At 69.6% G+C, this 13,116-nt stretch carries 17 protein-coding genes; 8 read left to right on the top strand and 9 right to left on the bottom strand.

The annotated features are described in order from the left end of the window. Window positions 1–2 precede the first annotated feature (2 nt). From FHQ07_RS04445 to FHQ07_RS04435, 3 genes are all read left to right on the top strand, one after another. Entirely contained in the window at window positions 3–518 is a 516-nt protein-coding gene (locus FHQ07_RS04445; protein WP_139715638.1) for a DUF1697 domain-containing protein, read from the top strand. 78 nt (window positions 519–596) lie between these two features. Then, window positions 597–2,027, top strand: coding sequence for an MATE family efflux transporter (locus tag FHQ07_RS04440; protein WP_139715636.1), 1,431 nt, complete (start codon window positions 597–599; stop codon window positions 2,025–2,027). A gap of 73 nt (window positions 2,028–2,100) precedes the next feature. Next, window positions 2,101–3,195 (top strand): DUF1615 domain-containing protein, encoded by a 1,095-nt coding sequence (locus tag FHQ07_RS04435; RefSeq protein ID WP_139715634.1) that lies wholly within the window; start codon window positions 2,101–2,103, stop codon window positions 3,193–3,195. Window positions 3,196–3,199: 4 nt separating this feature from the next. Here FHQ07_RS04435 and FHQ07_RS04430 read toward each other — a convergent pair whose 3' ends face one another. Together FHQ07_RS04430 and FHQ07_RS04425 are read right to left on the bottom strand one after the other, a co-directional pair. Then, window positions 3,200–3,715: a hypothetical protein gene (locus FHQ07_RS04430; protein WP_139715632.1), complete on the bottom strand. Its 516-nt coding sequence runs from the start codon at window positions 3,713–3,715 to the stop codon at window positions 3,200–3,202. A 68-nt stretch (window positions 3,716–3,783) separates the two neighbouring features. Continuing rightward, entirely contained in the window at window positions 3,784–4,140 is a 357-nt protein-coding gene (locus tag FHQ07_RS04425) for a DUF1428 domain-containing protein (RefSeq protein WP_139715630.1), read from the bottom strand. 131 nt (window positions 4,141–4,271) lie between these two features. Here FHQ07_RS04425 and FHQ07_RS04420 point away from each other — a divergent pair, with 131 nt between their 5' ends. The 3 genes from FHQ07_RS04420 (at window position 4,272) to FHQ07_RS04410 (ending at window position 6,787) form a co-directional block, all read left to right on the top strand. Beyond that, a complete protein-coding gene (locus tag FHQ07_RS04420; protein ID WP_139715628.1) occupies window positions 4,272–4,967 on the top strand; it encodes a GNAT family N-acetyltransferase in 696 nt (231 codons plus the stop codon). Window positions 4,968–5,029: 62 nt separating this feature from the next. Further along, on the top strand, window positions 5,030–5,518 hold the full coding sequence (locus tag FHQ07_RS04415) for a hypothetical protein (protein WP_139715626.1): 489 nt from the start codon (window positions 5,030–5,032) through the stop codon (window positions 5,516–5,518). Between the two features lie 51 nt (window positions 5,519–5,569). Next, window positions 5,570–6,787: a polysaccharide pyruvyl transferase family protein gene (locus FHQ07_RS04410; RefSeq protein WP_139715624.1), complete on the top strand. Its 1,218-nt coding sequence runs from the start codon at window positions 5,570–5,572 to the stop codon at window positions 6,785–6,787. A 25-nt stretch (window positions 6,788–6,812) separates the two neighbouring features. On the opposite strand, the gene FHQ07_RS04405 is transcribed toward FHQ07_RS04410, so the two are convergent. Then, window positions 6,813–7,190 (bottom strand): VOC family protein, encoded by a 378-nt coding sequence (locus tag FHQ07_RS04405; protein WP_168191460.1) that lies wholly within the window; start codon window positions 7,188–7,190, stop codon window positions 6,813–6,815. 124 nt (window positions 7,191–7,314) lie between these two features. On the opposite strand from FHQ07_RS04405, the gene FHQ07_RS04400 reads away from it, so the two are divergent. Continuing rightward, complete coding sequence (locus FHQ07_RS04400; RefSeq protein WP_139715620.1) at window positions 7,315–8,403, top strand: COG3904 family protein; 1,089 nt, start codon at window positions 7,315–7,317, stop codon at window positions 8,401–8,403. A 3-nt stretch (window positions 8,404–8,406) separates the two neighbouring features. On the opposite strand, the gene FHQ07_RS14620 is transcribed toward FHQ07_RS04400, so the two are convergent. From FHQ07_RS14620 to FHQ07_RS04385, 4 genes are all read right to left on the bottom strand, one after another. Further along, window positions 8,407–8,535 carry a flagellar basal body-associated FliL family protein gene (locus tag FHQ07_RS14620; RefSeq protein ID WP_277871813.1) on the bottom strand — a complete coding sequence of 43 codons (129 nt, stop codon included), beginning with the start codon at window positions 8,533–8,535 and terminating at the stop codon, window positions 8,407–8,409. 384 nt (window positions 8,536–8,919) lie between these two features. Next, complete coding sequence (locus FHQ07_RS04395; protein WP_139715618.1) at window positions 8,920–9,588, bottom strand: serine/threonine protein kinase; 669 nt, start codon at window positions 9,586–9,588, stop codon at window positions 8,920–8,922. Between the two features lie 17 nt (window positions 9,589–9,605). Next, window positions 9,606–10,127: a sigma-70 family RNA polymerase sigma factor gene (locus FHQ07_RS04390; RefSeq protein WP_139715616.1), complete on the bottom strand. Its 522-nt coding sequence runs from the start codon at window positions 10,125–10,127 to the stop codon at window positions 9,606–9,608. Window positions 10,128–10,211: 84 nt separating this feature from the next. Then, window positions 10,212–10,433, bottom strand: a complete 222-nt coding sequence (locus tag FHQ07_RS04385; RefSeq protein ID WP_139715614.1) for an RNA-binding S4 domain-containing protein — start codon at window positions 10,431–10,433, stop codon at window positions 10,212–10,214. 66 nt (window positions 10,434–10,499) lie between these two features. On the opposite strand from FHQ07_RS04385, the gene FHQ07_RS04380 reads away from it, so the two are divergent. Then, complete coding sequence (locus FHQ07_RS04380; protein ID WP_139715611.1) at window positions 10,500–10,874, top strand: VOC family protein; 375 nt, start codon at window positions 10,500–10,502, stop codon at window positions 10,872–10,874. A 6-nt stretch (window positions 10,875–10,880) separates the two neighbouring features. Here FHQ07_RS04380 and FHQ07_RS04375 read toward each other — a convergent pair whose 3' ends face one another. Together FHQ07_RS04375 and FHQ07_RS04370 are read right to left on the bottom strand one after the other, a co-directional pair. Then, a complete protein-coding gene (locus FHQ07_RS04375) occupies window positions 10,881–11,510 on the bottom strand; it encodes a general secretion pathway protein GspB (RefSeq protein ID WP_139715609.1) in 630 nt (209 codons plus the stop codon). A gap of 3 nt (window positions 11,511–11,513) precedes the next feature. Then, window positions 11,514–13,115, bottom strand: coding sequence for an ExeA family protein (locus tag FHQ07_RS04370; RefSeq protein WP_139715607.1), 1,602 nt, complete (start codon window positions 13,113–13,115; stop codon window positions 11,514–11,516). Window position 13,116 lies beyond the last annotated feature (1 nt).

The following is a 13,116-nucleotide window of genomic DNA, read 5'->3' as shown; positions in this document are numbered from 1 at the left end:
GCATGAACTCGTTCATTGCCTTGTTGCGCGCGGTCAACGTCGGCGGCACCGGCAAATTGCCGATGGAAGACCTGCGCGCGCTGTGCGCGGCGGCGGGATTCCGCGATGCGCGGACCTACATCGCCAGCGGCAACGTGGTGCTGCGCAGCGCCGAAGGCGAGGCACAGGTGAAACGGGCACTGGAAGCGGCGCTGCTGGGCCATGCCGGCAAGCCGGTCGGGGTGCTGGTGCGTACCGCCGCGGCCATGCGCGCGGTGCTGGCGGCCAATCCGTTCGCGGATTCGCCGCCGAACCGGGTGGTGGCGATCTTCCTCGACGACGCGCCGCCGGCCGACGCGCTGGCGCATGCGCAGCATCGGCGCGACGAGCGCATTGCGCTGGGCCGGCGCGAAATCTACGTCGATTACCGCGATGCCGACGGCATGCGCGATGCGAAACTGCAGATCCCGGCGGCCAAGGCCGGCACGGCACGCAACATGAACACGGTAGCCAAATTGGTGGACATGGCGGGCGGCTAGCCGGGACCTGCGGGCATGTCGATTCGATGCCCGGTCGTTCGTCCTGGTTAACATCGGCCCGAATGCACGGAGGCACGCATGCAGTCCACGCAACCGCCCGTCGGCACGTCCGAACCTGCCGTTCCGCAACCGCTGTGGCGCGAATTGCGCGATGCGATCCGCGGCACCAATGCGGACTACACCAGGATCCCGCTGCGCCGCGCGGTGTTCCTGCTGGCGGTGCCGATGGTGCTGGAGCTGGTGCTGGAATCCACCTTCGCGGTGGTCGACATCTTCTTCGTGGCCAAGCTGGGGCCGTCGGCGGTGGCCACGGTCGGGTTGACCGAGAGCTACCTGTTCCTGCTGTATTCGGTGGCGATGGGGTTGGCGATGGCGGTGACCGCGGTGATCGCGCGACGCATCGGCGAGGGCAAACCCGAGGAGGCCGCGGTGACCGCGGTGCAGGCGATCATCGTCGCGCTGCTGGCGTCGGTGCTGCCCGCGATCATCGGCATCCTGTACGCGCAGGGCCTGCTGCGGCTGATGGGCGCCGATGCCTGGGCGATCGAGCACGGCTACAGGTACACGCAATGGATGCTCGGCGGCAACGCGGTGATCATGCTGCTGTTCGTGATCAACGCGATCTTCCGCGGTGCCGGCGATGCCGCCATCGCGATGCGCGTGCTGTGGTTGTCGAACGGGCTGAACATCCTGCTGTGCCCGCTGCTGATCTTCGGCGTCGGGCCGTTCCCGCAACTGGGCATCGAGGGCGCGGCGATCGCCACCTGCATCGGCCGCGGCACCGGCGTGCTGTACCAGCTGTGGACGCTGTTCCGCGGCGGCCAGCACATCCGCGTGCTGGGTTCGCAGATCGCCTGGCACGGCGCGATGCTGTGGAACATCGTGCGCACCTCGCTCGGCGGGGTGGGGCAGATGCTGGTGGCGATGACCTCGTGGATCTTCCTGATGCGCATCCTCGCCAGCATCGGCAGCGAGGCGGTGGCCGGTGCCACCATCGCCATCCGCATCATGATGTTCACGATGATGCCGGCCTGGGGCATGTCGAACGCGGCGGCGACGCTGGTCGGGCAGAACCTCGGCGCGCAGCAGCCGGAACGCGCCGAGGCCTCGGTGTGGCAGATCGGCAAGTACAACATGGCCTACCTGGTCGCGATCGCGGTGCTGTTCTTCCTGTTCCCGCAGGCGATCGTCGGCTTCTTCAGCGCGGATCCGCAGGTGGTCGCGGTCGGCGCCGAATGGCTGCGCATCCTGTCGTATTCGCTGTTCGTGTACGGCTGGTGGATGGTCAGCGTGCAGGCCTTCAACGGCGCCGGCGACACCGCGACGCCGACCTGGATCAACGTGGTGTTCTTCTGGCTGATCCAGATCCCGCTGGCGTGGTATCTCGCGCTGCACCTGGGCCTGCAGGAGACCGGCGTGTTCTGGGCGGTGTTCGCGTCGGAGACTTCGGTGGGCCTGTTCACCCTGTGGCTGTTCAGTCGCGGCAAGTGGAAGGCCGCGCAGGTCTAGGGCCCCGGCGGGCCAGTCGGAACCGGTTCAGGGGCGCCTGCTAGCCTGCGCGAAACCCCGCCGGCAGTGCCGCATGACGCAGGTCCCAGGACGCCATCGACTCCCTGCGCTGCTCGCCCTCTGCCTCGGCATCGCCCTGCTGCCCGCCTGCGAATCGCCGCGCACCCCGGAGCAGGTGCGCGCCGAACTGCTGCGCAAGCTGCCGGCCACCCTGCACGACCGCGACGGCTGGGCGCGCGATATCCAGGCCGCGTTCGCGGCGCAGGAGCTGGAACCGAGCACGTCCAACCTGTGCGCGGTGCTGGCGGTGGTCGAACAGGAATCCACCTATCGCGTCGATCCGCCGGTGCCGGGCCTGGCGCAGATCGCGCGTGCGGAGATCGATCGGCGTGCGGAAAAACTGCATGTGCCGCACTTCATGGTCGAGGCCGCGCTGCGTTTCCATGCGCCCGATGGGCGCACCTACGCGCAGCGCATCGGCGCCTTGCGCACCGAACAGGAACTGTCCGCGCTGTTCGAGGAAATGACCCATCGGGTGCCGATGGGGCAGCGCCTGTTCGCGCGCTTCAACCCGGTGCGCACCGGCGGACCGATGCAGGTGCGCATCGATTTCGCCGAACGCCACCTGCGCGGTTATCCGTATCCGGTCACGGGTTCGATCCGCGCCGAAGTCTTCAGCCGGCGCGGCGGCCTGTACTTCGGCATCAAGCACCTGCTCGGTTATCCGGTGGATTACCCGCGCCCGATCTATCGCTTCGCCGATTTCAACGCGGGCTGGCATGCCAGCCGCAACGCCGCGTTCCAGCAGGCGGCGGCGATCGCCAGCGGCACGAAGCTGGTGCGCGACGGCGACCTGCTGGCGCCGGGCGCGCCGATGGACAGGCCCGGCGCGACCGAAGCCGCCTTGCGCGGGATCGCCCCGCAACTGCGGATGGATGCCGCCGGCATCCGCAGCGCATTGGCGCGGGGAGACAGCGCCGCGTTCGCCGACACCGAGCTCTACCGCCGCGTGTTCGCCATCGCCGACGGCAAGGGCAGCGGCAAGCCGGTGGCGCGTGCGCGGGTGCCGGACATCGCGCTGGACAGCCCGAAGATCACCCGCAAGCTGACCACGGCCTGGTTCGCGGAGCGGGTGAACGCACGCTGGAACGCCTGCATGGCGCGCTGAACCCTCAGCGGCTGCGCAGCAGGAACCCGCCGTACACGATGAGCGAACCCACCACGTACACGGCATCCACCAGCTTCTTGCGCGCCGGGTTGTCGCGGCTGCGGGTGAGGTCGAGCAGGAACTGGCGCAGCAGGAAGGTGTAGAGGATGTAGTACAGGAACGGCACGACGTGCGCCGGCCATGGATAGTCGTCGATGTCCTTGCCGAACTTCGCCAGCAGCCAGCCGATCTGCGAGTAGATGCCGAGGATGCCGAGCCCGGCATTGACCAGCATCCACTTCACTTCGTCGCGGCCGAAGATCGCGAGGTAGAACACCATGTACACCAGGATGGCGATGCCGCCATGCATGTACAGGAAGCCCAGGCCCGGTCCTTTCGCGGAATACGCCATCAGGAAGCCGGACAGCCCGAACATCAGCATGTGGATGCCGAAGAACGGATAGATGAACCACATGCCCTTGCCGCCCAGGGAGGCAGGGCCGCGGCCTGCCTCCGCCGGCGTGGATCGCGCGTCCTTCATCCGCTCATGCCCCCGTCCGCCCGCCATGTTGAACGGCAAGCGGCGCGAACAGCGGCCGCGCGCCCGGGCTAGGCGGCGAGATCGACCACCGGCGCGAAGCCGCCGAAGATCATGCGCTTGCCATCGAACGGCATCGGGTTGTCCGGACCCATGCGCGGATCGTCCATCACCCGCTTCATGCCTTCGTCGCGGGTCGCCTTGTCCGGCCATTCGATCCACGAGAACAGCACGGCTTCGTCCTCCCTGGCGTCCACGGCCCGGTAGAAGTCGGTCCGCTCGCCGTGCGGCACGTCGTCGCCCCAGCATTCCAGCACGCGGGTGGCGCCGTATTCGAGGAAGATCGGATCGAACTCCTTGGCGAAGTCGATGAACTTCTGCCTGTTGGCGGTGGGTACCGCAATCACGAAACCGTCGATGTAGGCCATGGCATTCTCCTGGTGGGTGCCGGCGCCGGCGCGCCTGCAATCGGTGCGACGAACGGGAGGCGCCAGTTTCGACAGCATCGCCGAAAGATCCCGTGATCGACCCGCGGGCCTGCACTTGCGAAACTGTGCCGATGGCCGCGCATGCGCTCGACAACCCGTTTTTCTCGGCGCTGGATTCGATCCATCGCGACGTCGCCTTGCGGCATGGCGAGGTGCGCCGCTATCCGGCCGAGTTCGCCCCGTTCCTCGGCATCCCGCACGCCGACGTGGACATGGCCGCCGCGCTGGATGCGCTGGTGCCGGCGGGCGATAGCGTGCTACTGCTCGGCGTGGCGCCGGCGCGACTGCCCGCCGGCTGGGCGCTGCAGCCGTTCGCCGACCTGGCGCAGATGCAATGCGAGCGGGAGCTCGCCGTCATCGACGGGCCGGACATCATCGAGCTCGACGAGCGCCATCGCGCCGACGTGCTGGCGCTGACGGCGCTGGTCTACCCGCACTACTTCCGGCCGCGCACCATGGCCTTGGGCCGCTACTTCGGCATGTACGTGGCGGACGCACGCGGCGAAGTCCGGCTGGCGGCGATCGTCGGCGAGCGCCTCGGCACGCCCGATGCGCGCGAGATGAGCGCGATCTGCACCCATCCGGATTTCCTCGGTCGCGGGTATGCGCGCAGGCTCACCGCCTTCCTCGGCAATGAAACCCTGCGCGCCGGCAGGCAGCCGTTCCTGCACGTGGCCTATTCGAACGCGCGGGCCAAGGCCCTGTACGAACGGATGGGCTACCGACTGCGCCGCGACATCCGGTTCATGGCGCTGCGTCGCGGCTGAACTGTCGCGAGGCTGTCATGGAACCGTCGCAGACTCGTCGCATTCGGTGACGGGTCGAAACGATGGCGAAGCGAACGAAATCCTGGTCCACGCTGGCCTTGCTTGCACTGGCCGGCATCGCCTGGGCGCAGCAGGCCTGGGTGCCGCTCGAACAGCGCTTGAGCGCGCAACAGCTGCATGAGGTCGGGCTGACGCCGGGCCAGCTTGCATTGCTCAACCGCTACCTGCGCGAAGCCGACGCCAAGGCGCCGCCGGTCGGGACGGCCCGCCGGGAAACCGCGAAGGGCGAAGCGCAGGACGACCCCACGCGCTACATCGGGCTGGACGCCGAGCGCATCGACGGCAAGGTCGAGGGCAGCGTCGACGGTTGGGAGCCGGGCACCGTGTTCGTACTTGCGAATGGCCAGCAATGGAAGGTGCTGAAGGGCAGCATCAAGCTGCGCAGGCCGCTGCAGGATCCGGAGATCGTGCTGGTGCCGGGCCTTGCCGGCCGCTGGTTCCTGCAGCTGGACGAGGACATGCCGAAGGCGCGGGTGTACCGCATCGACTGATGCAGCCCGGCAAGTGCGTCGCGCGGATTGCGCCGCGCATGCGCTTGCGTCATGTTCGTGGACATGAGGCTGCTCTACGCACCGGACACCGCCGACCACCCCAATTGGGGCTGCCGTTTCATGGGCGACTGGTACCGGCAAGCGCTGCTCGGCCTCGACGGCGTGCGCCTGCGCCGCCTCGGCAGCCGCTGGTTCTTCAGCGGGGACAGCAAGGTGCCCGCGCCGCTGACATGGCCGGACCTGCAGGCGATCGCCCGGGACGTGCGTGAAGGTCGCAGCGAGGGGCTCGCGGACGTGTTGCCGCCGCTCGCCGGTTGCGACCTGGTGTTCATGAACGGCGAGAACTTCATCCGCCCGGGCACCCTGAAGGGGCGTCGCCTGCTGATGCTGGCCTACCTGGCCAAGGCGGTGTTCGCCAAGCCGGTGATGCTGGTCAACCTCAGCCTGGACCTGTCCGAACCCGCATTGGCGGAACTGGTGGCGCAGGTGCTGCCGCTGCTCGACGAGGTGCACATCCGCGAAGATGTCTCCGCCGCGCAGTATCGCGCGCTGGTCGCGGACGCGCGCTTCCTGCAGTTCGCCGACGTGGGCTGGACCGCCGCCCCGGCGCCGCTCGCGGCATGGCGCGCGCTGGCCGGCCGCAGCGGCCACTTCAACGCCTGGCCCGACCACTGCGCCGCGTTCGATGCCGGCCAGCCGTACGTGACCGTGAGCGCCAGCTCGGCGTTCGCCCATGCCGGGCCGGGCGGCGATCCAAGCGATGCCTTCATCGGCTTGTGCCGGCGCCTGGCGGCGGAGATCGCGCAGGTGGTGCTGGTCGCTCCCTGCGAAGTCGACGCGGCGATCATGCGCAAGGTGCAGGCCGCCACGGGCCTGCCCTTGCTCGGCTTGAACCTGCCGGTGGCGCAGGGCATCGACGTGCTCGGCAACGCGCGCGCGCACGTCGGCGGGCGCTGGCATCCCGGCATCTTCGCCGCGACCGGCGGCACGCCCTTGGTCGCGATCGGCGCCAACACGCACAAGATGGCCGCGCTCATGCAGCAGCTGCATCCCGGCGAACCGGTGTTCGATGCGCGCGGCCTGGCGGGCCAGGTCGACGCCATCGTCGATCGCGCCAAGGCGCAGCTCGCGGCGGGGCCGGAATTGCGCGCGCGGCTGTCGCAGCGGGCGGCGGAGATGCGCGCGCGGGTCGCGGGCAGCCTCGCATTCGTGGAAGCGCGGCTCGCGGCCGCGCGCGCGGAAATCCAGGCGCCGTCGCGGCCGACCTAGTCGCCCCGGGACCTGCGGCGCATGCTCATCCTGCGTGCGTGCACACCAGGCAGTAGCCATCCGGATCGGTCAGGCGGAATTCGCCCTTGGGGCAGTAGAAGGGATAGCTCAATTCGCCAGGCCGGAACCCGGCCGCGCCGGCCTGCGCATGCGCCGCCTGCACGTCGTCGTAGTAAAGGTAGAACAGCACGCCCTGGCTGTGCGGGTCGACCGGCGGGTTGGCCTTGGTCAGCATCAGTTGCGCGCCGCCCGGGCCCGAGGACAGCCAGGCCCAGCACGGCTCGCCCTCCGGCGCGTATCGGTGTTCCATCGCGAAGCCGAGTTTTTCGTACCAGGCCACCGACGCGGCCACGTCCCTCACATGCGCCATCGCGGTGATGTGGCGGGGCTTGTACAGGGACATGGGGGGCGGTCCGGGTGGCGTGTGCGCAGGGTACGCGACGGCCATGGATTCATCGACGGTTGTGCACGCCCGCGGCACACCGCACTAGACTTGCGGCAACCCCGTCCAAGGTGCGGTCCGTTCGATGACGTTGCGCTGGATCCCACTCGCCGCCGGCCTGCTGCTGGCGAGCGCCTGCAGCCGCCAGGCCGAAGTCCAGACCAGCGCCAGCGCCGACCAGGCGGTGCCCGCGGCGCCGGCCGTGCAGCGCAAGGAACAGGCGCAGGTCGACTGGTCGCCGGCCAGGCTGGAAGCGGGCGATGCCTGGATCGATTGCGGCTCCGATTACCGCAACGGCGACGGCCGGCCGGTGCTGTCGCTGGCCTACATCGACCTGCGCAATACCATGCAGGCCTGCCGCGGCACCGGCCTGGTGCGCCTGCGCTACAAGGGCAAGGTCACCACCAGCTTCGCCGCGCTGGCCGAACGCACCGGCAAGCTCGCGACCGATCTCGGCATCGGCAAGCGCATCCTCGACATCGATTCGGCAGGCGGCCATGTCGAAGCCGCGATCCGCGCCGGCGACGCGATCGGCGAGAACGACTGGACGATCTGGGTGCGCGACGATTCCGCCTGCCACAGCGCCTGCGTGCTGCTGCTGGCGGCGGGCGACATGCGCGTGGTCGCGGGGCCGGTCGGCATCCACCGCATGATCCGCGTGGGCTCCGCGGCGACCTCGCGCAAGGAACTCGGCGAGGAACTGCGCAAGGTCAGCGACGAATTGCGCAACTACCTGGAACGCAACGGCGCTTCCGCCGAAGTCTACGACCTGATGACCACGGTGCCGAACCGTACCCTGCGCGTGCTCACGGCCGACGAACTGGAGCGCTACGGATTGTCCGGCGCCAATGCGGTGGAGGACGACCTCAACCGGCTCCGCCTGGCCCGCCGTTGCGGCAACGATTTCGTGCGCCGCCGCGATGCCTTCCGCCGCGTTTACGACGCGCAATGCGTGCAGCCGGCGGACGCGGCCTCGCAGGACGTGGTCGACATCAACGCCTGCGGCCTGGCCCTGCGTGCGCAGTACGGCTTCCCGGATCCGCAATGCCCGGACGACAGCCCGATGGCGGAACTCGACGGCGCGATCCTCGACATCCCGCAACTCGCGGCCGGGCCGGAAGCCGAGGCCGCACCGGAGCCGGCGGCAGGCGCGCGCCAGGATGCGCCGCGCTGAGGTTCAGGCTTCGCTGGCGGCGTGTTGCGCCGCCTGGTCCTTGTGCGCGAGGTACTGGCCGAACCGGTAGCCGGCACCGCCGACCATGCACAGGATGGCGACGAGGGCGACGCCGATCAGGATTTTCTTCATCGCATGCTCCATTGCCGCGTGGGTGGTGGGGCCAACATAGCGGAGTGCGCGCGGACGGCGACGTGCACGAAGTCAGCCAACTTCCGGCATGGCATCGGGCGGGTTCGAGCCGGTGCGGCTTGCGGCGGGGATTCCAGCGCGCGCCGATCGGGCTGTTGCGCGCCAGCCGGCCGCAGCCCGCCGGCAACAGCGCCGTCGCCGCCCCGGCACGCATTCCGCGAACCACCATCGCTGCGGAGCGGATGCATGTGGATGCACTCTCCATGTTGCCGCGGTATCGCGGGCATGCATCGGCCGCTGCCGCGCGCAAGCAGCGCGGCGGCGGATCGGGGTGCGTGGGCGCCGCTGCGCGTGGCGGCAGCGGCCAATGCCTGCCTGCCCGGGTCATTCCTGCTCGAAGCGCTTGAGTTCGTCCAACTGCGCCAGCGCCTTGCGCAGGCTGCCGCCGGTCAGGCTGTCGTCCATCTTCCTGCCGAACTCGGCGCGTTCCGGGCGACGCGCCCAGCGATGGAACCACCAGGTGGCGAGCAGGCCGGCGATGCCGATGCCGTAGCCGCTCCACACCAGCGACGGCGCCTTCGCCAGCAGGTCGCCGTCGCCGAGGCCGGCCAGCACCTGCAGGATCGCGACCCACAGGAACCACCACGGCAGGCCGGCCACCATGCCGCTGCGGATGTACAGCGTGCGTGCGCGCAGCAATTGCTTCTGGATCTCGAGCACCGGCAGCGCATGGTCGATCCTGCCGATCTGCCCCAGCACCACGCCGGCGCCGATGATGGTGAGCACGCCGTAGGCATGCACCAGCACGCCGGCGAAGATGGTGGAGGCATGCGCCGGCTGGCTCATCCACAGCAGCGCGGCCAGCAGGATGAAGGGGATGGCGAACAGGATCTGCGCGACCTGCCCCCAGAACAGCGGGCGCAGGCTGCCGCGCGCCTTGTGCAGGGTGCGTTCGCGCAGGTCGTGCAACTTGAGGCGGTTGTCCAGTTCGAGGCGGCGGTCGATGGCCTGCCAGGCGGATTTGAAGTCGTCGAGTTCCATCGTGGTGTCCATGCGTTCCTTGTGTGCGGTCAGAGTTCGTCGCGGATGCGCTGCTTGAGGCGCCCGATCTTGGTGGAGACGTTGCTTTCGCCGATGCCGAGGATCTCGGCGATCTCGCGCTGCGGGCGATCATCGAGATAGAGCAGCAGCAGCGCGCGATCGAGCGGCGCCTGCCGCCGGATGAAATCCTGCAGGAGGCGGATGTGCTGGTCGCGTTCGTGGTCGCTTGCCGTCGCATCGGCAATGTCGTGGATGCCTTCGTCCAGCGGCACCGCATCGTGGCGCCCGCGCACGGACTGCGCGCGCACATGGCTGATCGCCACGTTCAACGCCACCCGGTACATCCAGGTGCTGAAGCTGCGCGCCGGGTCGTAGCGCGGGTACGCATGCCAGAGCTGCGCGGCGATCTCCTGCGCCAGGTCGTCGCGATCCTCGGCCCGCCGTGCGTAGGTGTTGGCGACCTTGAACACGATCCCGCGATGCCGCTGCAGCAGGTCGCTGAAGACTGCATGGCGGTTGCTTGCGGTCATGGTGGCGGCAATCGTATCCATGGATTCCCCGGCGCGTTGATCGCGCCTCTCGGATCCATGATTCGCAGCGGCGAGCGGAATCTCACGCGCCGCCCGCGAAAAAATTCAGGATGCGGCCATCACCCGGATTTCGATGTCGTCCACCCGTACCCGCTGGCCGGCGCGGATCTTGGCGGTCTTGCGTTCCTCGCGCACGCCGTCGACGGAGACAGCGCCGCTGGCGACCAACTGCTTGCCGGCGCCGCCGGAATCGCACAGGCCGGCCAGCTTCAGCAGCTGGTTGAGTTCGACGAAGTCGCGGTCGAGTTCGAAATCGATGGTCTGCATGCGCGCAGCATACCGGGCGCGCGCGGCCGGTGTAGGCTGCCGCTCCCGACCCGCAGGAGAAACCCGATGCTCGCCTACGCCACCCTGGGCACCAAGGATCTGCCGAAAGCCGCCGCCTTCTACGACGAAGTGCTGGGCGTGCTCGGCGCCAGGCGCTTCATGGAGGAGCCGGACTACTTCATCGCCTGGGGCAATTCGGAAACCGGCGCCGGGCTCGGCATCACCTATCCGTTCGACAAGCAGGCCGCCAGCGTCGGCAACGGCACCATGGTGGCGCTGCAGGGCGACAGCCGCGCGCAGGTGGATGCGGTGCATGCGAAGGCGCTGGAGCTTGGCGGCACCGACGAAGGCGCGCCCGGGCAACGCTGGCCGGGCTTCTATGCCGCGTATTTCCGCGACCTCGACGGCAACAAGCTCAACTGCTGCTACATGGGCGAGTGAGCGCCGCTAGGGCAAGGGCACGCGCGCGCGCTGGCCGTTGCGTTCCACCACCACGCCGTCGCGTTCGATCGCGACCACGGTGACTTCGCCGTTGCGGTCGCCTTCGCCCATGCGCTGGCCGTTGAGGATGACGAAGCGCTTGCCCGGCGCTTCGTCCCACATGTGCATGCTCAGCTTGACCGGCGGCATCGCGGTGCTGTCGATGTCGGCGACGTCGGTCCGCTCGACCCGCGCGGGCGGGGGCGGAGGCACCGGCAGCGGTCGCACCGGCGGCGCTGCCGGCGCGGCGACCGGCGGCGCTGCTTCGATGGTGGCCGCTGCGGGCGCTGCCGGCGTGACCGGCGGCGGTGCCGGCCTTGCGACCACCACCGGCGGCGCAGGCGCTTCGATCCGTGGTTCGGCAAGGGGCGCCACGGCGACGGGCCGCGTGTCGTCCGCACGCGCTGCGGCGCGCTGCGACCACCACCATCCGGCGAGCAAGGCGACCGCGGCGAACGCGATGGCCGGCAGCAGCCACGGCCGGGTCGCCGGTGTCCGCGGGATCGGGACAGGCGGCAGTTCCATCGCCACGTCCGGCGTGCTGCCGCGCCGGCGTTCGGCTTCGGACTTGCGCAGGGCTTCGAGGATCAACGACATCGTTCAGTCCAGTACGCGCAGCAGGCGCGGGCCGGGCGGCTCGTCGGCCAGCGCCATCAGGGTGAGCGGGCCGGCGATGCCGTCCGCCGGCAGGCCGCGCGCCGCTTGCAGGTTGGTCACCTGGGCGCGCAGCGCGGCATCGTAGGGCGTGCCCGGCGCGGCATTGCCGGTGGGCGACAGTTGCCGCCGCAGCCAGTCCACCGCCGGGCCGGACTGGTCGAGCCGCAGCGGGGCGGAGAGGGCTGCCGGCCCGCGCCACAGGCCGGCGTAATCGCCGTTCCAGCGCGATTGCAGCAGCATGCGGTCGAGGTCGAACGTGCGTGTGCCGATGCGCAGGCGCACCTTGCGCGGATCCGCGCCCAGCAGCAGCGCCCAGGCACTGGCGCCGCCGTCCTGCAGGCGCAGCAGCTGCGGCCGGTCCAGCGCCAGCAAGGTGGTCAGCGAGGCGCGTCCCTGCACGCAGTGCACGTCGGTTTGCGCGGCTGCGGTGCACGGGCCGGCGGGATCGACGGTGATGCTGTCCGCGGGCAGCTTCCACAGCGCGAGCAATGCCTGCCATGCGGGCAGCGGGGTATCGCCGGTGGCGCCCAGCAATTGGGTCAAGGCGCCGGCGTCGAGTGTTTCGATGCGCGCGCTGGCGGGCTTGGCCGATGATGGCTGCGCCGCGGCCGTCGCGCTGGCGACGGGCAAGCTCGGTGCGGGAGGCGCCGCGCGCCACTGCATCGCCGCCAGTGCGATCGCGGCGATGCCCGCGGCCGCGGCCAGCCACGGCCACCAGCGCCGCGCGGCGGCGGGCGGCAAGACTTCATCGGCCGCGGCTTCGACCAGCCTGGCGTCGATCGCGGCGGCATCGCGCGCATAGCCGGCGAGCAGGGCGCGCTCGGCGATCACGTTGAGCAGGCGCGGCACCCCGCCGGAACGCTGGTGCATGCGCTGCACCGCCTTCGCCTCGAACGGGAACTTCTGTCCGCCGGCCACGCGCCAGCGGTGGCGCAGGTATTCGCCGGTTTCCTTGGCGTCGAGCGGGGTCAGGTGGTAGCGCGCGGTGATGCGCTGGGCCAGCTGGCGCAGTTCCGGCCGGGCCACCATCTCGCGCAGTTCCGGCTGGCCGAGCAGCAGGATCTGCAGCAGTTTCTGGGTGTCGGTTTCCAGGTTGGTGAGCAGGCGCACCTGTTCCAGCGCGTCGGCCGGCAGGTTCTGCGCCTCGTCGATCAGCAGGACGACGCGCAATCCCTTCGCATAGGCATCGAGCAGGTGGGCATTGAGCGCATCGACCAGCGACTTGCTCGAACCGCGCCTGCCTTCGATGTCGATGTGCAGTTCTTCGCCGATCGTCTCCAGCAGTTCGACCGCGTTCTGCCGCGGGTTGAGCACCAGCGCGATCCGCGCGTCCTCCGGCAACTGCTCCAGCAGCAGCCGGCTGAGCGTGGTCTTGCCGGTGCCGACCTCGCCGGTGAGCTGGACGAAACCGCCGCCGCCGCCCTTGTCGATGCCGAACAGCAGGTGCGCCAACGCATCGCGGTGGCGTTCGCTGAGGTGCACGAAGCGCGGATCCGGGGTGATCGAGAACGGCGGCTCGTGCAGGCCGTAGTAGCTGAGATACATG

The organism is Thermomonas aquatica, from assembly GCF_006337105.1.
Classification (GTDB): Bacteria; Pseudomonadota; Gammaproteobacteria; order Xanthomonadales; family Xanthomonadaceae; genus Thermomonas; species Thermomonas aquatica.
Note: the sequence above shows the minus strand (reverse complement) of the source record. Positions and strands in the feature narration are given on the sequence as shown.